Source organism: Streptomyces actinomycinicus, from assembly GCF_016741775.1.
Taxonomy (GTDB): Bacteria; Actinomycetota; Actinomycetes; order Streptomycetales; family Streptomycetaceae; genus Streptomyces; species Streptomyces actinomycinicus.
Genome location: NZ_JAERRK010000023.1, coordinates 71,012 through 90,797, shown reverse-complemented (window position 1 = coordinate 90,797; position 19,786 = coordinate 71,012). Strand labels below are relative to the sequence as shown.

At 72.1% G+C, this 19,786-nt stretch carries 17 protein-coding genes and 1 pseudogene; 14 read left to right on the top strand and 4 right to left on the bottom strand.

Annotation, left to right across the window (positions count from 1 at the left end):
• The first annotated feature begins 17 nt into the window (after positions 1–17).
• From JK359_RS32080 to alc, 9 genes are all read left to right on the top strand, one after another.
• Entirely contained in the window at positions 18–1,526 is a 1,509-nt protein-coding gene (locus tag JK359_RS32080) for an NAD(P)/FAD-dependent oxidoreductase (protein WP_201843097.1), read from the top strand.
• Between the two features lie 14 nt (positions 1,527–1,540).
• Positions 1,541–2,944: a class I adenylate-forming enzyme family protein gene (locus JK359_RS32075; protein ID WP_201843095.1), complete on the top strand. Its 1,404-nt coding sequence runs from the start codon at positions 1,541–1,543 to the stop codon at positions 2,942–2,944.
• On the top strand, positions 2,941–5,043 hold the full coding sequence (pabB, locus tag JK359_RS32070; RefSeq protein WP_201843093.1) for an aminodeoxychorismate synthase component I: 2,103 nt from the start codon (positions 2,941–2,943) through the stop codon (positions 5,041–5,043). The genes JK359_RS32075 and pabB overlap by 4 nt, the downstream gene beginning before the upstream one ends.
• Complete coding sequence (gene fabG, locus JK359_RS32065; RefSeq protein ID WP_307788354.1) at positions 5,040–5,756, top strand: 3-oxoacyl-ACP reductase FabG; 717 nt, start codon at positions 5,040–5,042, stop codon at positions 5,754–5,756. Before pabB ends, fabG begins: the two co-directional genes overlap by 4 nt.
• A 26-nt stretch (positions 5,757–5,782) precedes the next feature.
• Entirely contained in the window at positions 5,783–6,922 is a 1,140-nt protein-coding gene (locus JK359_RS32060) for a beta-ketoacyl-[acyl-carrier-protein] synthase family protein (RefSeq protein WP_201843091.1), read from the top strand.
• A 100-nt stretch (positions 6,923–7,022) separates the two neighbouring features.
• Positions 7,023–7,601: a hypothetical protein gene (locus JK359_RS32055; RefSeq protein ID WP_201843089.1), complete on the top strand. Its 579-nt coding sequence runs from the start codon at positions 7,023–7,025 to the stop codon at positions 7,599–7,601.
• Positions 7,598–8,974 (top strand): condensation domain-containing protein, encoded by a 1,377-nt coding sequence (locus JK359_RS32050; RefSeq protein WP_201843087.1) that lies wholly within the window; start codon positions 7,598–7,600, stop codon positions 8,972–8,974. Before JK359_RS32055 ends, JK359_RS32050 begins: the two co-directional genes overlap by 4 nt.
• Positions 8,971–9,747, top strand: coding sequence for a hypothetical protein (locus JK359_RS32045; RefSeq protein WP_201843085.1), 777 nt, complete (start codon positions 8,971–8,973; stop codon positions 9,745–9,747). Before JK359_RS32050 ends, JK359_RS32045 begins: the two co-directional genes overlap by 4 nt.
• Positions 9,748–9,835: 88 nt before the next feature.
• Positions 9,836–10,981 carry an allantoicase gene (gene alc / locus JK359_RS32040; protein WP_201843083.1) on the top strand — a complete coding sequence of 382 codons (1,146 nt, stop codon included), beginning with the start codon at positions 9,836–9,838 and terminating at the stop codon, positions 10,979–10,981.
• Here the strand turns inward: alc and JK359_RS39450 are convergent.
• Positions 10,976–11,346, bottom strand: a pseudogene (locus tag JK359_RS39450) (FAD-dependent monooxygenase); the annotation flags it as partial. The gene alc and the pseudogene JK359_RS39450 overlap by 6 nt on opposite strands.
• 173 nt (positions 11,347–11,519) lie before the next feature.
• On the opposite strand from JK359_RS39450, the gene JK359_RS32035 reads away from it, so the two are divergent.
• Together JK359_RS32035 and JK359_RS32030 are read left to right on the top strand one after the other, a co-directional pair.
• Positions 11,520–12,065: a hypothetical protein gene (locus tag JK359_RS32035; RefSeq protein ID WP_201843081.1), complete on the top strand. Its 546-nt coding sequence runs from the start codon at positions 11,520–11,522 to the stop codon at positions 12,063–12,065.
• Positions 12,066–12,531: 466 nt separating this feature from the next.
• On the top strand, positions 12,532–13,215 hold the full coding sequence (locus JK359_RS32030; RefSeq protein WP_201843080.1) for a DUF899 family protein: 684 nt from the start codon (positions 12,532–12,534) through the stop codon (positions 13,213–13,215).
• A gap of 688 nt (positions 13,216–13,903) precedes the next feature.
• On the opposite strand, the gene JK359_RS32025 is transcribed toward JK359_RS32030, so the two are convergent.
• The 3 genes from JK359_RS32025 to JK359_RS32015 form a co-directional block, all read right to left on the bottom strand.
• Positions 13,904–14,692: a GvpL/GvpF family gas vesicle protein gene (locus tag JK359_RS32025; RefSeq protein ID WP_201843078.1), complete on the bottom strand. Its 789-nt coding sequence runs from the start codon at positions 14,690–14,692 to the stop codon at positions 13,904–13,906.
• 3 nt (positions 14,693–14,695) lie between these two features.
• Positions 14,696–15,094 carry a gas vesicle structural protein GvpA gene (locus JK359_RS32020; RefSeq protein ID WP_201843153.1) on the bottom strand — a complete coding sequence of 133 codons (399 nt, stop codon included), beginning with the start codon at positions 15,092–15,094 and terminating at the stop codon, positions 14,696–14,698.
• Between the two features lie 191 nt (positions 15,095–15,285).
• Positions 15,286–15,948, bottom strand: coding sequence for a lysophospholipid acyltransferase family protein (locus JK359_RS32015; protein ID WP_201843070.1), 663 nt, complete (start codon positions 15,946–15,948; stop codon positions 15,286–15,288).
• A 673-nt stretch (positions 15,949–16,621) separates the two neighbouring features.
• On the opposite strand from JK359_RS32015, the gene JK359_RS32010 reads away from it, so the two are divergent.
• The 3 genes from JK359_RS32010 to JK359_RS32000 are packed head-to-tail and all read left to right on the top strand — an operon-like array spanning position 16,622 to position 19,475.
• Entirely contained in the window at positions 16,622–17,218 is a 597-nt protein-coding gene (locus tag JK359_RS32010) for a hypothetical protein (protein WP_201843068.1), read from the top strand.
• Between the two features lie 5 nt (positions 17,219–17,223).
• The gene (locus JK359_RS32005) at positions 17,224–17,886 is read left to right on the top strand and encodes a DUF5987 family protein (protein WP_236678784.1); all 663 of its coding nucleotides are present in this window, start codon (positions 17,224–17,226) and stop codon (positions 17,884–17,886) included.
• Positions 17,883–19,475, top strand: coding sequence for a GMC family oxidoreductase N-terminal domain-containing protein (locus JK359_RS32000; RefSeq protein WP_201843067.1), 1,593 nt, complete (start codon positions 17,883–17,885; stop codon positions 19,473–19,475). The genes JK359_RS32005 and JK359_RS32000 overlap by 4 nt, the downstream gene beginning before the upstream one ends.
• Positions 19,476–19,786: the final 311 nt, after the last annotated feature.

Here is a 19,786-nt window from a genome sequence, read left to right as displayed (position 1 = left end):
TGACGGAAGAGACCCAGATGGTTCACGAGGACAACACAGGCGTGCCCGCGAACGGCGGCGGCGGATCGGCCGCGACCCATGACGTGATCGTGGTCGGCAACGGGGTGCTCGGCCTCTCCCTGGCCCTGACCCTGACCCGGCGCGGCTCACGGGTCGCCGTCGTGGGCGAGGCGGCCCGCCCCTGGGCGGCCTCCACCGCCGCCGGCGCCATGCTGGGCTGCTTCGGCGAGGTCACCTCGACCCTGCTCGCGAGTTCCGGAGGCCGGGCCAAGCTCGACCTGGCCGTCACGGCCGCCGGACGCTGGCCGGCCTGGCTCGCCGAACTGGCCGACGACGCGGCGGGTCCGCAAGGTGCCAAAGACGGCGCCGGCATACGCGTGGCCGACGGCACCTTCGTCATGCTCAACGCCATCGGTGTGCCGGGCATCGACAGCGCCAACTACGCCGCCATCCGCACGGCCCTCGCCTCGTACGACCGTAAGTACGAGGACGTCGAGCCGGCCGATGTGCCGTGGATCGCCCCGGACGCCGCCGGCCGCCCCTTCGCCGCGATGTACCTGCCCGACGAGCACGCCGTGGACTCCGGTCTGCTCCTGCGGCGGCTGGAGAGCGCTCTGCTCAACCGGGGCGGGACGCTCGTCGGCGAACTCGCCACCCGGGTCCTCCAGCGGAACGACCGGGTCACCGGCGTCACCCTCGCCTCCGGCAGCACGCTGCACGCGGACACCGTGGTCCTCGCCGCCGGAACCAGGACGCAGGACCTGATCGACACCGTCCCGCAGCTCGCCGGCCGCACCCCCGGCCTCGTCGCGGGATTCGGGGTGTCCGCCCTCCTCGACGCACCGGGCCGGCAGGGGCCGTCCAGCGTCATCCGGACGCCCAACCGGGCCTTCGCCTGCGGTCTGCACCTCGTGCCCCGCTCGGCCGGGGAGGTGTACGTCGGGGCCACCAACATCATCTCCCCCACGGCCGTGGACAAGCCCGTTGTCCGCGACGCCCAGTTCCTCCTCGACTGCGCCGTGAAGCAGCTCCACCGCGACCTGTGGAGCAGCCCGGTCCGCAGGCTCCAGGTCGGCAACCGGCCCGTCTCCCTGGACGGCTACCCCCTCATCGGCGAGGCCGGCCCGGACGGGCTGTGGCTACTCACCGGCACCTACCGCGACGGGCTGCACCTGTCGCCGCTGCTCGCCGAGGAGATCGCCCGCCGCCTCCACGGGGAGACCCCACAGCTCGACCTCTCCCTCTTCACCCCCGTACGGCCGCCCGTACAGCCCATGACCCGGCGCGACACCGTCGAGACGGCGGTCACCCACATGCTCGCCACCGGCTACGAACACGACTGGCGCCTGCCCGTGGACTGGCCCCGCACCATCGAGCACAGCCTGCGCCTGGAATTCAGGGCCTTCGCCGACGAGATCCACCCCACCTTCACACCCCCGCCCGAAATCCTGGCGGCGGCGCGCTACTCGCCCGCCATCACCCGCACCCTGCGCGCCTACTACGCCGCGTACGCGGCCACCGACTGAGAGGACCGCCGGACATGGCATCCGCCGACTGGTGGGGAGCCCACCTGCTGGCGAGGGGAGCGGACGGCGACCCGTGGGCGACCATGGGCACCACCTTCACCCGGGGCGAACTGCGCGCCCGCGTGGACAACCTGGCGGCCGGGCTGAGCCGTGACGGCGTGGGGGAGGGGTCCACGGCAGCGGTCATGCTGCCCCCCGGCGTCACCCTGCTGGCGACGGTCCTCGCCGTGTGGTCGTGCGGTGCTCAGGTCCAGCTCCTGGACGTCCGCAACGCCCCGGCCGAGACCGCCCGTCTGCTCTCCCGGTGCGCACCCCAGTACCTGATCAGGCCCGACGGGCCGGCGCGGCAGGCGACCGGCCCCGTCCCCGACTGCCCGATCGTGGTCACCCGCAGGCCGGAGGGCCGGGCTGCCGGGGCCGACGGGCCGGCCTGGCAACGGGACGTGTGTCTGGTCCAGTTCAGCTCGGGCTCCACCGGAACGCCCAAGGTGGTGGGCCGCCGCCCGGCGGACCTCACCGCCGAACTGGCCAGGTACGGGGCGCTCGCCGGAATGCCCCGGGCGGGGGAGCGGATCCTGCTGCTCAACTCGCTGATCCACACCATGGGCCTGGTCGGGGGCTTCCTGCACGGCCTGGAGCACGGGACCCACCTGCTCCTCCCCACCTCCCAGCGGATCGGCGAGGCCGCCCGCATCCTCGCGGGAAGTGGCCCCGGCCACGGCGCGGACGCCGTTCTGGGCGTGCCCGTCCAGTTCGACCTCCTCTCGCGGGGCCGCTCGGACGCCCTGCGCCCGCGCCGGCTCAGGCTCGCCGTGTCGGCGGGTGAACCGCTTCCGGCCGCGGTGTACGAGCGCTTCACCGCCCGGTACGGGGTGCCCGTCTCCCCGGTGTACGGCACCACCGAGACCGGCGTCATCACGGCGAGGCTCGACGGCGCGTGCCCGCCGCCCGGCGTGGGGCGCACCACGGGCCTGCCGGTACGGGTGCGCGGCGGCGGGATCGAAGTCGCCCTGGACCACTCCCCGTACCTCCAGGACGACGGCACCGCGCGCTACGCCGGCGGATGGCTGCGCACCTTCGACCGGGGCGAACTGGACCCGCCCAGCGGAGAGCTGCGCGTGCTGGGCCGGGCGGACTCGCTGGTGACCGTCGGCGGGATGAAGATCGACCTCACCGAGGTCGAAGGGGTGCTGCGCGCCTGCCCCGGAGTCGAGGAAGCCGTCGTGGTGTTCGGCGACACGGTGGAGGCGTACACCGCCGGGCCGGCCCGGCCCGAGGAACTGGCCCGCTGGTGCCGCGAGCACCTGGCCGCGTTCAAGATCCCCAAGCGCTACTTCACCGTGGCGTCCCTGCCCAGGAACGCGAACGGCAAGATCCTGCGCAACCGCGCCCTGCTGCACGAGCGAGGACAGCTGTGAGAACCCTGATCATCGACAACTACGACTCCTTCACCTACAACCTCTTCCACGACCTCGCCGTCGTCAACGGCACCGAGCCGGTCGTCATGCGCAACGATGATCCCGCCTGGCACAGGGGGCTGCTGGACGAGTTCGACAACGTCGTCCTCTCGCCGGGGCCGGGCCACCCGGGCCGCGCCGGGGACTTCGGGATCTGCGCCGAGATCGTGGCCTCGGCCCGCATCCCGCTCCTCGGCGTCTGCCTGGGGCACCAGGGCATCGCGCAGATCCTCGGCGGCAGCGTCGTACCCGCCCCCGAGGTCAGCCACGGCCGCACCAGCCTGGTCAGCCATACGGGGGAGGGTCTGTTCCAGGGGCTGCCCACCCCGTTCACAGCCGTCCGCTACCACTCCCTCGCCATCGGTGAGCTGCCGGCGGACCTGGAGGCGGTGGCCTGGTGCGAAGAGGGCGTGGTCATGGGCATACGACACCGCGAACGGTGCCTGTGGGGAGTGCAGTTCCATCCCGAGTCGGTCTGCACCGAACACGGTCGCCTGCTGATGCGGAACTTCCGGGACCTCACCCGGCGCCAGAACGGCCGTACCACCTACAGCGCTGCGGCGGCCGCCGCGGAGCCCGCCCCGTCCCTCGCGCAGCGGCCCCCGGCACCGCAGGTGCCTTTCACCCACCGGCTGATCGCCCGTACCGTGACCTCCGGCGCCTCGCCCGAAACCGTCTTCGACCGGCGGTACGCGGCCGCCACCCACGCGTTCTGGCTCGACAGCGGCGCCCCCGGACCCGGGACGGGCAGGTTCTCGTTCATGGGGGACGCGCGGGGCCCGCTCGCCCGGGTGGCCGCCGCGGACGTCGAGGCCGCCACCGTGACCGTCACCGGCGCCGACGGCACCCACGTGGTGGACGGCCCGTTCTTCGACTGGCTGGACGAGGACCTGGCGCGGCACCGCACACAGGTGCCGCCGCTGCCCTTCGACTTCGCCGCCGGGTGGGTGGGCTGCCTGGGGTACGAGCTGAAGGCCGAATGCGGCGGCGACCTCGTCCACCGCTCCGCCCGCCCCGACGCCGTCATGATCTTCGCCGACCGGATCGTCGCCCACGACCACGAAACCGGCCTCTTCCACCTCCTCGCCCTCGCCGAGACCGGACGGGAGGAAGCCGCGCACCGGTGGCTCGACGACACCGAGCAGTTCCTCACCGCCGACGCCCTCCTCACGGTGGAGCCGCCCGCGGGCCTCCCGCCGGCCGGTCTCGGCCCGCTGACCCTGCGTCACGACCGCAGCCGGTACCTCGAACTCATCAGCCTGTGCCAGAAGGAGATCGAGGCCGGAGAGACCTACGAGGTGTGCCTCACCAATACGGCCCGCGTCGCCGGGCGCCTGGAGCCGTGGCCTGCGTACCGGCAGCTGCGCGCCCACAGCCCCGCCCCCTACGGGGCGTTCCTCCGCTGGGGCTCCACGGCGGTGCTCAGCTCCTCCCCGGAACGGTTCCTGCACGTCACCTCCGACGGCACCGCCGAGTCCAGGCCGATCAAGGGGACCCGGCCCCGGGGCGCCACCCCGGAGCGCGACGAGGCCCTGCGGAGGGAACTCGCGGGCAGTGCCAAGGACCGCGCCGAGAACCTGATGATCGTCGATCTCGTGCGGAACGACCTCGGCAGCTGCGCGGAGCCGGGATCCGTACGCACCGCCCCCCTCTTCGACGTCGAGACCTACGCCACCGTCCACCAGCTGGTGAGCACCGTCAGCGCGCGGCTGCGGTCCGGCGTCACCGCCGTCGGAGCGGTACGGGCCTGCTTCCCCGGCGGATCGATGACGGGCGCGCCCAAGATCCGCACCATGCAGATCATCGACCGGCTCGAGAACGGTCCGCGCGGCCTCTACTCGGGCGCCCTGGGCTACTTCTCGCTGTCGGGCGCGGCGGACCTCAGCATCGTCATCCGCACCCTCGTTGCGGGCGACGAGGAGGTGGAGTTCGGCGTCGGCGGCGCCGTGATCGCCCTGTCGGAGCCGGCCGCGGAATTCGAGGAGACCCGGGTGAAGGCCACCGGCCTGCTCAAGGTCGTCGGGCGGACCTTCCCGGACGCCGAGGGGGACGGCCGGTGAGCGCCCCGGCCGGCAGGTCCGTCCTGGTGACCGGGGGCAGCCGGGGCATGGGCCTCGCGGTCGCCCGCGCCTTCGCCGCCCGGGGCGACCGGGTGGCGGTCGCCCACCGGTCGGGGGAGGCGCCCGACGGCTTGCTCTCGGTGCCCTGCGACGTCACCGACACGGCCTCGGTGGCGGCCGCGTTCGCCCGCGCCGCCGAGGCGCACGGACCGGTGGAGGTGCTCGTAGCCAATGCGGGCACCGCCGACGACGGCCTGCTGATCGGCATGAAGGACGAGGTGTTCCAGCGGGTGCTGGACACCAACCTGACAGGTGCCTTCCGGACGGCCCGGCAGGCCGCCCGGGGAATGGTCCGCCGACGCGGCGGCCGGATCGTCTTCGTCGCCTCCGTCGCCGCCCACCGCGGCTATCCCGGGCAGTCGAACTACGCCGCCAGCAAGGCCGGTCTGGTGGGCCTGGCCCGGGTGCTCGCCCGGGAACTCGGCCCGTACGGGATCACCGCGAACGTCATCGCCCCCGGCCTGGTCGACGCCGGGCTGACCCGGACCCTGAGCGAGCAGCAGAAGGAGCGGATCACAGGCGAGGTCCCGCTGGGCCGGGCGGCGACGGCCGACGAGATCGCCGCCGCCGTGCTCTGGCTCGCCTCACCGGAGGCCTCCTACGTCACCGGTGTCACCCTCGCCGTCGACGGCGGCCTGGGCATCGGCCACTGACCCGACTCCCTGGGCTTGGAGCACACATGACTCAATCTGTCGCCATCACCGGGTTCGGCGTCCTCACCGCCTTCGGAACGGGCGCCGGGGCGCTGCGCGAGGGCGTGTTCGCCGGACGCCAGATCTTCTCCCCCGTCACCCGCTTCGACACCGCCGGCTACCGGGCGAAGCACGCCGCCACCGATCCGCGGCCCCCGGCCGGCCAGTACCAGGCCCTGGTCCGGTGCGCCCGCGCCGCCCTGGCCATGGCCGGGACCGACGCCCGAGGCGCCCCCACTCTGATCGGAACCGGAGGGGACTTCACAGGACTCCCCGACCGCAACGGCCCGCCCGGCCGGCCCGACCGGCTCCTCGACACCCTGCCCGCCCTGCTGCCCGAACGGCTCGCACACGAACTCGGCCTCGGCACGCCCCGGCTGGCCTTCGTCAACGCCTGCACGGCGTCCACCAGCGCACTGGCCCACGGGGCCGCCATGATCGAGCAGGGCCTCACCGACATCGCCGTCTGCGGCGGAGCCCACCTGGTGTCCGAAGACGGCTTCGCCAAGTTCGACTCCGGCAGGGCACTGAGCCCCACCGGAGTCCAGCGCCCCTTCTCGGCCGGCCGCGACGGGCTCCTCCACGGCGACGGCGCCGCCGTACTCGTCCTGGAGTCGGAGCGGAGGGTCGCCGCACGCCGCGGCCCCGTCCAGGCCTGGCTGCGTGGCTGGGGCATGGCGGGCGACGCACACCACGTCATCCGGCCCCACCCCGAGGGGCGGGGGCTGGAGGCCGCCTTCCGCGCCGCCCTCCGCAAGGCGGGCCTGCACCCGCACGACATCGGCTACGTCAACGCGCACGGCACCGGCACGCAGCTCAACGACGCGGCGGAAGCCGCCGCCCTGCTACGGCTGTTCGGCCCGGCGGGCACGCGTACCCCGGTCAGCTCCACCAAGAGCACCACGGGGCACATGCTCGAGGCGACCGGTGCCGTCGAGGCCGTCATCACCGTCCTCGCCCTCCAGGACCAGCTCATACCGCCGACCGCCGGGCACCTCGCGGCCGATCCGGAGTGCCCGGTCGACTGCGTGCCGAACACCGCAAGGCCCGCCCCCCTCCGCCACGCCGTCTCCCTCAACGCGGCGTTCGGCGGCGCCAACGCCGCCCTGCTCCTGGAGTCCTCATGACCGCAGCCCCGTCCGCGCCGGCCCCGCCGCCTTGTTCCTCGAGTGCCGATGACCGCAGCCCCGTCCGCGCCGGCCCCGCCGCCCTGCTCCTGGAGTCCTCATGACCGCAGCCCCGTCCGCGCCGGCCGCCCTGACCGTACTGGCCCGGGCCGAGTCGAGGACCACGGACCGGCCGGCCCCGCCCCCGGTGCACGGGTTCGCCTTCTCCGCGTTCGCCCCGCTCGTCGCAGCCGCGGTCACCAGGTGCCTCACGGCGTACCCCGGCGGTGCCGCCGGAGTCGCCGGGCCCGCCACCGCCGTCCTCCTCGTCACCACATTCGGGGACACGGAGACCGCCGACGCCGTGACCCGCGCGCTGTCCGAGCGGCAGCCGCCCTCCCCGGTCCTGTTCTTCCAGTCGGTGCCGACCTCCGTACTCGGTCACCTCACCCGCGTCCTGGGCGTCACCGGCCCGATGGCCTGCCTGTCCGTGCTGGACGATGCCGCCGGGCAGGGCGAGGCGTACGCCCGGGTCCTGCTCGCCTCCGGCGCGGCCGAACGCGCCCTCGTCGTGGAGGTGGAACTGGCCGCGGGGGAGCGGGACACACTGATCCGGACACGGCTGCCGCAGCTCGGAGCACCCCCGGAAGAGGGCCGGGCCGTCGCAACCCTGCTGACCGTCCAGAGCGAGGAACCGTGACCGACAGCCGCACCCCGACCGTCCTCGAGTTCGAGGCGGGCCCCGCCCGGCGGGGACCCATGACCTGGGGGCAGGCCAAGCTGCACCGAGAGCTCCAGGACCATCCGGACGACCGGTACCTCGCCTTCCTGCCGCTGGATCTCACCGTCCCGCAGGGCGTGACCACGGACGAGGTCCTCGGTGCCCTCCGCACCGTCCTCACCGCGTACGAGTCGCTGCGCACCGTGTATCCCCGGCGCGGTGTCCAGTCCGTCCTCGGCCGTGTCCGGCTCGCCGCGCACCTGCTCCCCGCCGAGGGACCGCAGGCTCGCGCACGCGCGGCGCGGGAACTCTGTGACAGGTTCAGGGCGGCGCCCTTCGAGACGGCCGCCGAACTGCCCCTGCGGGCAGGGATCGTCACCGAGGGAGGCAGGCCGGTCCGCCTGGTCCTGGTCCTGTCGCACATGGCCGTCGACGGGCTGGCCCTCCAGATCGTCGAAGACCACCTCATCGCCCTGCTGTCCGGCGGGGTCCACGTGCGCAGGGGCCAGGAAATCGCCGCGCACCCCGTCGATTTGGCCCTCGAACAGCACTCTCCCGCAGGGCTGCGCAGGGGCGCCCGGGCCCTCGCCCACTGGGAGGACGTCTACGGGCGGGCACCGGCGGCCATGCTCACCGCCCGGCACACCGTGACACCGGACGAACCCCGGTACCGCGAGGGCTTCATGATCTCCGCCCGCCTCGCCGAAGCCGTCCGGGTGGTCTCCGAGCGGACGGGCACCGGGCGCTCCACCATCGTGCTCACCGCGTTCCAGGCGGTACTCGCCGCCCGGACGGGCCGCACGCGGACCGCCGTCACCTCGATCTCGGCCAATCGGTCGACCCCCCGCACGGCCGCGGCCGTGACCACGCTCGCCCAGGACGCGCTGATCGTCGTGGATTGCGCGCAAGCCGGTCCGTTCGGGCGGCTCACCGGCCTGACCCGGGAGGAATCCCTGCGCGCCTACCGGTACAGCGCCGTCGACCCCGCTGCGCAGCGCGCGGCCCGCGAGCGTGCGGACGCCGGGCGGGGGACCCCCTTCGCGCGTGACGTGGTCTACAACGACATGAGCGCCTACCCGGAGGCCACCGGCCCGCTGCCGCCCGGCGCGGGGCGGGGCGAGCTGGCCGACATCCGGGTCGAGACCGCCGCGTTCATGCCGGTGCACGCCTACCTGACCGTCTACCGTCTGGACGGGACGGCGGAGATCACCCTGTGGGCCGACGGACGGTGCCTGGGGGAGCGGGAGGTCGTGGAGTGGCTGCGGGCCCTCGAAAGAGTGCTGCTGGCGGCCGCGACGGGGGACGTGCCCGCCGTGGAACTCGCGGCACTGGCCCACGGCGGCCGCGGGTGAACCTGGACGCCCTGGGCTTGGGAGAGCCGGCGGGCGCGCTGTACCAAGCGCTCCTCCACCGCCCCGGCCTGCTCCCGGAAGACGCCGCGCGACGGCTGGGATGGGACCTCGGCCGGCTCGACGCCGCTCTGGCCGAACTCCTCGGCCACGGCCTGGTCACCCTCACCGACGCGCAGCGGATCACCGTGCCGGACCCCAGCGGGGCGCTGGAACCCCTGATCGCCGCCCGCACCGAGGCCCTGGAACGCGAAGCGCGCCGTATCGCGGCCGTCCGCGCCGGGGTTCGGGGCCTGCGGCGGGCCTGGGCTCACGGGAGCGGCCGGGGAGCGGGTACCGACGTTCAGCCAGAGGGCGGAGGACGCGGCCTGATCGGCCGGTACGCCTACCCCGTCCACCGGGAACTCGCCGTCGTCCACCCGCCGGGGCCGCTGGCGCGTGGGCACATGGCCGCCGCGCTGCCCCGGTACCGCGTCCTCCTGCGGCGCGGGATCCTGCTGCGGAAGGTGACCGGCCGCGAGATCCTCGGCGACGCCGACAGCGTCGGCTACCTGAGCGAACTGGCGTCCCGGGGCGCCGATATACGGCTGGGCCGGGCTCCTGCCCGGCACACGGTGGTCGTGGACGGGGCGCTGGCCCTGGTGTGCGGGGAGCCGGGGGAGCCCGCAGCGGTGACCCGGGACCGGGAACGGGTCCGGTCGCTGGCGGCGGAGTTCGAGCGGATCTGGCGTACGTCCCAACCGTTCGGAAATCCTGAAGAGTTGCGTCAGAAATGATCGATGGACCCGGGCGGTGCGGGGCTGCGAGATTGGCGGGGCCGCTCCTTCGAGCCGGCCCGCCCACCCCACTCGGAAAGGCCCCCGCATGCCCGCGTCCTCCTCCGCCCACCACCCCGCCGCCGAGTCCGCGTACGCGGCCCCCTACGTCTCCGGTGACCCGTACGCCGACTACCGGCACGGGGACTTCGCCTTCACCCGGCTCACCGACCTCGCCGACCGCCGGCTGGGCGCGGCGGTCGTCGCCGCCGACGACGAGTTCTTCGCCGAGCGCGAGAACCTCCTGTCCCGCACTCCGGCCGTCTTCGACGTCCACGCCTACGGGAACAAGGGCAAGATCATGGACGGCTGGGAGACCCGCCGCCGGCGCGGGACGGACGCCCACGACCCCTTCCCGGCCGACGGCGACCGCGACTGGGCGCTGATCCGGCTGGGCGCGCCCGGCATCGTCCGCGGGATCGTCGTGGACACGGCACACTTCCGCGGCAACTTCCCCCAGCAGGTCAGCGTCCAGGCCGCCGCCTTCGACGGCACTCCGTCCGTGGCCGAGCTGCTGCGGGACCCCGCCGACTGGCACGAGATCCTGCCGCGGACACCGGTGCGTGGCCATGCGGCCAACGGCTTCGCCGTCGACTCCGGCCGCCGCTGGACCCACCTGCGGGTCAACCAGTACCCGGACGGCGGGATCGCCCGGCTCCGCGTCCACGGCGAGGTCCTGCCCGACCCGGCCTGGCTCGCCGTGCTGGGTACCGTGGACGTGGCCTGCGTGATCAACGGAGGCAGCGTCGAGGACGCGTCCGACGGCTTCTACTCCTCGCCGGGGAACACGATCATGCCCGGGCTGTCGCAGAAGCAGGACGACGGCTGGGAGACGCGCCGCCGTCGTGACGGGGGCAACGACTGGATCTCCTACCGGCTGGCCGCGCAGAGCGAGATACGGGCCGTCGAGATCGACACCGCCAACCTCAAGGGCAATGCCGCCGGCTGGGCCTCCCTGTCGGTCAAGGACGGACCTTCCGGCACCTGGACCGAGGTGCTGCGCCGCGTGCCCCTCCAGCCGGACGCCCTCCACCGGTTCCCCCTCCCGGCACCGGCCACGGCCACCCACGCCCGCCTGGACGTCTTCCCCGACGGCGGGCTGGCGCGGCTCAGGCTGCACGGCGCCCTGACGCCGGCCGGGGCGGCGGAACTCGCCGACCGCGCCGACCGCGCCGACCGCGCAGGCCGGGACTGACCGGGTACCACCACACCTCGGACGCCCTGTCGGGACCTCGGACGGCCTGTCGGGCAGGATTCGCCACAGCTCTCCGCGCCGTACTTCGGGCTGTCCGCTCGTGCCGGCATCGGCCATCTCGTGCAGGACGGTGCCGTCCTGTTCGAGGAGCCGCATCGGCCGACGGCCTTCGACGACGATGGAGTGGAACTCGTCCATGAGGCCGGCGGCCTTGCCAGCGAGCTGCCCGTCGTAGTCGTGGATGTCGAGCATCCCGCCTGCGCGCGTGCCGTCGGGGAGGACTCGGCCCCGTGGACCCTGACCGGGATTTCGTCGACGTGCAGGACAGGTGCCGAGGTGAGTCCACCGAGCCCGGCGCCGGTGATCCCGGGGCTGTCCGCTGCGAGGCCGGTACCCCGTCCGTCATCCGCCAGGGATGCGGTGAACGCACCGTTCGGTGTCTTCCCGAGCAGAGATGCTCCACGGCAAAGGTGGGTAGGGGTTCCCGGTCGTAGAGCGATGAGCGTGTGGCACCAGGGGACGAAGTCGGGGAGGGGCTGTGGCGCTCTCGGACCAACTGCCTGCCTTGGCGGGCGTCGTAGTCGGTTCGCTCGGCTCGTACGCCGTGCAGAGCCTGACCGAGCGTCGACGGTGGAAGCGGCAGCGGGAGGAGCGGTGGGACGAGAAACGCTTCGAGACGTACGGCCGTTACGCCAATGCCCTCAAGGCACAGCTTCGCGTCGCCCAGCGCATCGGCGCTGCGCTCGGATTCGCGGACGTAGCCGATCCGTTGCAGCCGGCCGAGGGTCTCTCCCTCCTCGCCGACGCGGAGTCCCGCCGTGCGACAGAATGGGAATCTGTCCTGCTCGTCGGGGATGCGGCGACGATCGCGGTGGCGCGGCGCTGGCACGAGGCGATCTGGACCATCGAGCTACTCATAAGGGAGGGCCCGGTCGACGCCGAGATGTGGACCAAGGCCCATCGGTTGGCGAGTACGGCGCGTGATGCCTTCTACGAGAGCGCGCGACGAGATCTCGGCATCGCGGGAGATCCGCCGCCGCCGGGGGAGTGGCCGCGGCCGTGGCGGGCCGAACTCTCCGGGTGAGTGTGAAGGGCCTTCTCTGACCGCTGGGCCCGTGCCATCGAAGGCCGAGTGGTGTGGTTCGTGCTGCGGAACGGCCCCGCAACGGTCCGTCTCATCCATCCGTTCTCTGCGATGCGACGTCCCCTCATGACCCGAAGCCGTGCCGACCTGGGCGCACCCTGCGGGCACGGCACCTCACTGGACGAGGCCGACTGTCTCTGCGACGCCTCGCCTCTTTGATCTGGTCCGGTTCCGCCCTTCGAACTGATACCACGCCGGGGTTGTCAGCCAGTTGCCGCGTCCGGGTCCCCTCCGGAAGGGCCGACTTCCTCGGTTCACTCGCGGACCGGTGGAGAGCCGGACTTCAGCTCGGCTGTCGGTGGACCGTACAGCCGCCGTAGACTCGATAGGCCGGCTCGGGAACACGTGATGAGGGGCTTGTGATCCGGGCCAGGGCCCCGGGGGGACGTCACCCCAGGAGGACGTGATGTTGCGGCACACCAGACTGGCCGGCGAGTCCGCGGTCTACCTCGACGCCCGCGAAGAGCTGCGCCTGGCCGAGATCGACCTCATGCGCCACCGTGAGCAGGTCGCGGTACAGCGTCGGGCACTCCCTCAGGGACCACCCGTCGACGACTACGTCTTCATCGAGGGCCCCGCTGACCTCGAGGCCGGCGACACACCGGTCCATGAGGTGACTCTGAGTGAACTGTTCACCGCCAACGACCGACCGTTGATCGTCTACCACTTCATGTACGGCAAGTTGCAGACCGACCCTTGCCCCATGTGCACCCTCTGGATCGACGGTTTCAACGGGATCGCCCACCACATCGCCCGCAACGCCGACTTCGTCATCGCTGCGGCCGCCGACCTGCCCGCCCTCCGGCAGCATGCCCGCAACCGCGGCTGGCACCGGCTACGGCTCCTGAGCTGTGGCGACAGCACCTTCAAATACGACCTGAGCAGTGAGGACAGGGACGGCGCACAGGACTCCACCATCTCCGTCTTCACCCGTGACAGCGACGACGCAGTCCGCCATTTCTACTCCACCCACCCACGCATGGCCGACGACATCGACGAGCGGGGCATCGACCTCCTGGCTCCTGTCTGGCACCTCCTCGACCTCACCCCGCAGGGCCGCGACGGCTGGTACCCCAACCTCGACTACTGACCACCGACGACCGGCGGCGTCGGCTTCAAGCTTGAGTCACGCCACGTTCTCCCGGCGCGTGCTCTGGTGAGAGGGGGGTTTCGCAGCACTGCCGTGCGCCCGAGAAGAACGCAAGGGATCAGTGACTCGCGGCCAACCAGATCATCTGGGCACCACGCATCCGACCCGTTCCAGTCCACGCAGGTCAAGGCTGTGCGGACGACTGACTTCGCCGGCACACGACACAGCGGTAGTCACGAGCGTTCCGTGTGCTCTTGGACGGCACCGATGAACTGGCCGGGCGCCCACGATAATCACTGTGCGAATTCACGAATTTCGCCGGCGTCGGCCGGTTCTAGAGTGATCCGCATGCCGATACCCATACATGCCCTCGCCTACCGGCCATTGACCGCTTCGGCAGTTGCCGAACTCGTCGCACTGCCGACAACGCCTTACGTCCCTGAAGATGTCGACGCTGTCGATGCAGAGGTACAGCAACGCGAATGGAGCTGGGAACACGAACTGGTCTGCGACTCGTTCCGCACCGGATACTGCCTCCCGACGCGCAGGCCGGCCGCTGGCCGAAGTCTTGAACAGAACCAGTCAAGTCCAAGCGCCGCAGCGTTGGCGTGGTGGAGCGGATGCATGACTGGTCTGGCTGATGAGAGCACTCCTTGCAGCGCCGCACCGGCAGGCGCTTGCTTCCTCCTCACCCGTTCGGCTCGGCTGCCGCCGCTCCGAACGCTTCGGCCGTGCCGCCTTCGGCCTGCTGGGACGAGGCGGCGTCGACGAAGCTGTACGGCGGCAGGGGGCCGTTGACGCGTAGTTCGAGATGCGGGTGCTCCTGGCGGAGTGCGTCGACCGAGGCCAGGAACTGCTCCGCTGATCCGCGATCCACCAGGAAGGAGAGGTTGGCCAGCCAGCCGGTGCTCTGCGGCCCGGCGCTGACCGCGTCCGCCATCGGCCGCAGCGCCTGCTGAAGCAGATCCGCGTCAGTCGCCTCGCGTGCCTGGACGGCGGCGGCGATCATCTCGCCAAGCCTGATCTTCTGCTCGTGCGTGCCTCCGCCGGCCTCGCGGTTCGTTTCCGCCAGGGACCGGATGTCGTCGTGGTCCGTCATGATCAGGCGGAGCACGGCTTCTTCGTCGTGGTTGGCCTTGACGTTGTACTCCGCCGTGCCGTCCAGCGCCCGCAGCCGCTCAAGGAAGAGGTCCGCACGCTCGGCGAGCACCGTGGTCACCGTGTCGTCGTCCGGTGAGGCGCTGCCGAACCGCATCGGTAGTACCACGCCCCCCGCTCCGGCTTCGTCCAGGACACGCTGGTGGGCGAGCAGATCACGACGCTTGGGCCGCAGCTGATCGGGGGCGTCGCTGACGATCGCGGCCAGCTCGCCCTGGCGCAGCACGCGTACCGGCCGCGGGGGATCCCCGATGCCGTCCATGTCCTGGCGGAGGGGGGAGCTCGAGGCGCGGGTGATCCCGTAAACGTAAGTGCTCATCTCTCATTCCCCTCTCCTGCGCGCGGCCCGGTCGCCCTGCCGCTCACGGCCCTCGTCGCGTGCCTGCTGGAAGGCATCGGAGATCGTCTCCGCCGCCCCGGCCAGAGCCCCTTTCGTCTTGCCGCGGGCGCCGGACTCCGTGAGCTGTCCCGTGAGTTCCGGAAGCCCGGCCGGCTTGCGCGGCCCCGCTTCCAGGTCGAGGCGGTTGCACGCCTCGGCGAAGCGAAGGTAGGTGTCGACGCTGGCGACCACGATCCGTATGTCGATCTTGAGTATCTCGATACCGACAAGGGAGACCCGCACGAACGCGTCGATCACCAGCCCGCGGTCGAGAATGAGTTCCAGAACGTCGTAGAGGCCACTGGAACCGCCCCCGCCGCCCTGCTGAGTCGCCACGGTCATCGCGACCAACCCCTTTCATCTGTCTCTGCGCGGTCCGGTCGGCGCTGTCCTCACCGTGGCGCAGGCTTCCACGGCGAGTAGCCCTGACCACCTGTGATCAAACACTTGTGCGAGCATCTCGGGTGCTCCGTGACCAGCAGGCATCAAGGATTCACCGTGGGCATGCGCCGGGCGCAGGCGACGAGGCGGGGCTACGCGGCGAGCGCGGCGGGCTCAGCGAGGTGCGCGGCCGCCGTGCGCCACGCGCTGGTCACCGCCGCTCGGGCCCGCGCCGTGCGCACCGTGCTGTCGCCGGTCAGATCGATGGGGGTGCCGACATGGACGTGCAGCTCGGGTCGGCGTAGCGGCGCTGTGGCGAGGCCGGCGACCTGCTTGATCATGCTGCCCGAGGTGATGCGGCGGGCCCCGGCCTGGCCGACGGGTACGACAGGGGCCCCGGTGCGTTCGGCGAGGCGGGCCAGGCCGGTGCGGAAGTCGCCGGGGGGTGCCTCTGCGGCGTCCTTGCGGCGGGGCAGGCCGCCCTCGGCGTAGATGAGCAGGTATCTGCCCTGTTCCAGGGCGTGGGTGGCCAGGTCGAGGGCGGTCGAGGCTCGTCGGTCGCCGCGGTGTACCGGGATGTGCCCTTCGTGGGTGAGGGACCGGCCGAGTACGGGCACGCGCCACAGGCCGGCGGTGGCCATGATGACCGGTTCGACGCCCAGGCGGTGCAGGGCGGCGATCACGATGGCGGGGTCGGCGAGCGAGGTGTGGTTGGCGGCGATGATGCTCCCCGGCGCCAGGGCGGCGCCAGGGTCGATGGTCACCGACAGGCGGCCGAAGGCGGGCACCAGCATGTCGGCGATGCGGCTGAGCATGAAGCGGTCTCCAGATCTCGACGACACTGACCTTCATCGTCGGAGGGGGAGGGGGCGTCCAGCCTGAGTTGTCCTACTCATTTTCCCGGCCTGCAGGTGCTCAGCTCGTTCCTGTCGCAGTCAGCGGCCCGACCCGCGTCCGTGCTGATGCCCGCGTCATGGCGCGAAGACCCTGTTCGGCCCTCACCCCACCGCGGCAGGTCGCCAGGCGGTGAGACGAGTGGCTCGGGGGCAGGCGTGAGACGCAGGCCTCGCCGTCGCCCCGCGCGACACGGCGATGAGGCTGGCACCCTCCCGCGCCGCACTGCGCACGAGCTCCGGCACCACGGCTGCGTGCCACCACTGCTGAGTCGACCCGAGCCGAGCCGCGCCGGCCGAGGGGGAGGCCGGCCCCAGGACGTTCGGAGCCCGACAGTCCCGCACTGGTGCAGAGTCTCAGTGGATGAGTCACTGACCCGCCTCTTTACTGACTGGTAGTCATGGCTCATTCTGTGGGTGTGCCGGGCGCTCCATGACCGGTCGTCAGGAATCCGCCATGCCCGCGCAGGAGTCCGTGCTCTGCCGGAAACGGCTGTCCGCCCCCAGGAGCGACCCCTGAGCAGTCGGCCCGGTCGCTCGTCGAGGAAGGCAGGAGATCGCCTTGTTCGGTTCGCGTCGCACGACGAAAGCTGTCATGTCTCTGGCAATCACCGGGTGGGTGTGCGCCGCCGTCCTCATGCCAGGAACCGCTGTTGCAGCTCCGCGCTCCGCGACGGCGGAGACCACCACGGCGTCCGAGGTGAGCCCATTCACCGAGCCCGCCTTCGCCACCACCTGCCCCTGGCATCACTTCGGCGAAGGTGAGATCCCGCCGTGGTGGCTGATGCTCCATGATCCGCTGTGCGTGGAGTACAGCAAGCGCGACGTCACCTTCGACAACGGCGGCGCCCTGCGCTTCCTCGTCGCCGAACCCTCACGCTTCGCCCTCGCCCTGGTGACCTGCCACTACTACCAGAAGGACCACTGGAGCGTGCAGACCACCACCGGCGCGACGCCCTTGGTGACCTGGGACGGTCAGTACTGGTGGGACAAGACCCGGCAGCGGGCCGGCGCCCGGCTGAGCAACTTCCGCATCCACGGCACGAGCGTCGGCATAGGCGACGCCGTCGCCGCGCTGCGCCCCGCCTTCCCGGAACTCGCCGACGTACTGGACGAGTACGGCAAGGACGCCGGCGAGACGGGTCTGACCGTGCCCCTCCCGTTCGACCTGCGTTGTTCCCTGGCCGGGTGAGCATCATGTCCCCGCCCGGCCGCAGGGCGGTCCTCAAAGCCCTCGCCGCCACTGCCGCCGTCCTGTCCGCCGGTCAACTCCCGGCCGTCGCCCCTCGAGCGACGGCCGCGGAGGCCGGGTCCGCGGCGTGGGCGGTGCAGACACTGGAGGCGTTCGCCGACACCCTGATCCCCGGCCAGCGACGCTTCGCCGGCGACCTCGCCGTCGCAGGCGCCGTCAGCGGCCCGGGCGCCGTACAGGCCGGCGTGATCGCGACGCTCACCTCGCCCGAACTTCCCCTCGCCCCCTTGCTGCCGGAGCTCGCGGCTCTGCTGAACGCCCGGGCCGTCGTCTACGCCACCAGCCATCTCGTCCTCCTTCCGATCACCGTGCCCGCCTTCGTCGGCCTGTCCTTCCGCCACCGCACCGCACTCGTCCAAGGGCTGTTCGGGCCTGAAGACCCCGACCGTGCCATCTGGCAGGTACTCAGCCTCCTGACCGGCCTCGCCTTCGACACCGCCGCCCACCTCGACACCCGCCAGGCCGTGTCCACCGGCCATCCCGGCCTGACCTGGCTGGGCTTCCCCCGGCCCGGCACCGACGGGCTGTGGCGTTTCACCGACTACTCCTACGGCAGAGCCCTCGCCACTCCGCACCCCGCCACCACCGACTCGGGGAGCCCCGCATGAGCGCGCAGACCACGGACGTCCTCGTCATCGGAAGTGGCTTCGGCGGTGCGATCCCCGCCTACCATCTCGTCGCCGGGGGCGCCCGCGTCACCGTCCTGGAACGCGGCCCGCGCCTGGCCGCGGCCGACTTCACCCACTCGCTGCGACTGGGCACGTACAACCGGATCGTCGACGTCATTCGCGGCGACGGCATCGCCGTGGTCGCCGGCAACTGCGTGGGCGGCGGCAGCGTCGTGTACTTCGCCGCTTCCCTCCGGGCCCCCGCCTTCGTCTTCGAACGCCGCGGCAGCCTGGGGCGACGCATCTGGCCCGCCTCCCTCACCCGCGCCGCACTCGACCCCTGGTACGACCGCGTCGAAGAGGCGATCCCGGTCACCCGCACGGGCTGGCCGGACGTCTCGTACGCGGGCGGCGTCCTCGCTGCTGCCTGTGCGCGGGCCGGGCACACCTGCAACCCCGTGCCCGTGGCCGTCGACACCGAGCGCTGCACCAACTGCAACTGGATGCTGTCCGGTTGCCGCTTCGACGCCAAACGCTCCATGCTGCTCAACTACCTGCCCGCGGCCGAGGCGCACGGCGCCACGATCCGGCCGCTCCACGAGGTCCAGACCGTCGGGCCTTCGCCCGTCCCCGGCTACCGGTACGCCGTCACGTACACGGTCCTCGACCCGGACGACTACACGTGCACCCTGCAGGCGGGCACCATCCACGCCAAAGTGGTCGTCCTGGCCGCCGGAGCCGTCGGCACCCCCGTCATCCTCCAGCGCTCGGCCCTGCCGCTCGGCGGCATCCCCTCGGCCGTGGGACGGTACTTCTCCGGAAACGGCGACCGCGTCAGCGTCGCCGACGTGGACGAGACCAAGGTGCGCTCGCTGCTCGGCCTGTCCCGCCCGGACGGCGTCCCGTACGAAGGCCTGCCCGTCGGCCGCCCCATCACGGCGGCGACGTACGACTACCTGGACGCGACGGCCCCCGAGTACAGCCGCTTCATGCTCCAGCAGATCTACTTCCCCTCCGTGACCAATGTGCTCGCCCAGGCCGCCGGCCCACCTCACTGGTTCGGCATCCCCGGACGTGACCTCCGCACTCGCTGGAGGTCCTGGCTCACGCTGCTCGCGATGACCGAGGACGACAACGAAGGCACGTTCGGCCCGGTCCCGCCGCTCACCGGCAGCTTCACCCGCCTGGCTCCCGGGCTCGGCCTGGGCACCATGACCTACCACCCCACCTCCCGTACGCTCGGCGGCTGGCAGGAGGCGGACACCGCACTGCGGAACATCCTCGAGAAGGACGGCCTGGCCCGGGTCCGGCCCTGGAGCACGGTCGTCGCCGGGAGCGTGACCGCCCACCCCCTCGGCTCGGCCCGCATGGGGGACAGTCCCGATTCGAGCGCCCTCACCGACAGCAACGAACTGCGTGGCCATCCCGGCCTCTTCGTCACCGACGGCTCCGCGGTCCCCACCTCCCTCACGGTCAACCCGTCGCTCACCATCGCCGCCCTCGCCGAACGTGCCACACCCACGATCACCGACCGCGCGGCACAGGCAGGCGTCCCGGTCCGGTACGGGGCGCCGAGTCCGGCGGCCTGACGTGGAGCGTGTGATCAGATGACCAGAACGATGACGGAGGGGTGGTGGCGCTGCGGGACCTCGAGCAAGGCAGGGAAGGGCCGAGGAGCATGGTGACGACGCTGAGCTGCGGCCGTCGTGTCACCGAATCACCGCAGGCGCGGTCTTCCCGAAGGAAACCGCCCTGGCCCAATTCGGTGACAGCCGGTTCACTGCTTCAACGGGCGCAAGCACAAGAAGGCCGCGGTCATCCGAGGCGATGGGCCCGCCACTTCCAGGCTCTGGTCACCCTTGCCCGCCCGCGGCTGTGGCGGCCCTGACGTCGTGGACGC

Bases quoted from the DNA above. Each gene is read 5' to 3' on its own strand.
- JK359_RS32080 (WP_201843097.1), top strand. From the start codon at position 18: ATGGTTCACGAGGACAACACAGGCGTGCCCGCGAACGGCGGCGGCGGA.
- JK359_RS32075 (WP_201843095.1), top strand. From the start codon at position 1,541: ATGGCATCCGCCGACTGGTGGGGAGCCCACCTGCTGGCGAGGGGAGCG.
- JK359_RS32060 (WP_201843091.1), top strand. From the start codon at position 5,783: ATGACTCAATCTGTCGCCATCACCGGGTTCGGCGTCCTCACCGCCTTC.
- JK359_RS32055 (WP_201843089.1), top strand. From the start codon at position 7,023: ATGACCGCAGCCCCGTCCGCGCCGGCCGCCCTGACCGTACTGGCCCGG.
- alc (WP_201843083.1), top strand. From the start codon at position 9,836: ATGCCCGCGTCCTCCTCCGCCCACCACCCCGCCGCCGAGTCCGCGTAC.
- JK359_RS32030 (WP_201843080.1), top strand. From the start codon at position 12,532: ATGTTGCGGCACACCAGACTGGCCGGCGAGTCCGCGGTCTACCTCGAC.
- JK359_RS32025 (WP_201843078.1), bottom strand. From the start codon at position 14,692: ATGAGCACTTACGTTTACGGGATCACCCGCGCCTCGAGCTCCCCCCTC.
- JK359_RS32020 (WP_201843153.1), bottom strand. From the start codon at position 15,094: ATGACCGTGGCGACTCAGCAGGGCGGCGGGGGCGGTTCCAGTGGCCTC.
- JK359_RS32015 (WP_201843070.1), bottom strand. From the start codon at position 15,948: ATGCTCAGCCGCATCGCCGACATGCTGGTGCCCGCCTTCGGCCGCCTG.
- JK359_RS32010 (WP_201843068.1), top strand. From the start codon at position 16,622: ATGTCTCTGGCAATCACCGGGTGGGTGTGCGCCGCCGTCCTCATGCCA.
- JK359_RS32005 (WP_236678784.1), top strand. From the start codon at position 17,224: ATGTCCCCGCCCGGCCGCAGGGCGGTCCTCAAAGCCCTCGCCGCCACT.
- JK359_RS32000 (WP_201843067.1), top strand. From the start codon at position 17,883: ATGAGCGCGCAGACCACGGACGTCCTCGTCATCGGAAGTGGCTTCGGC.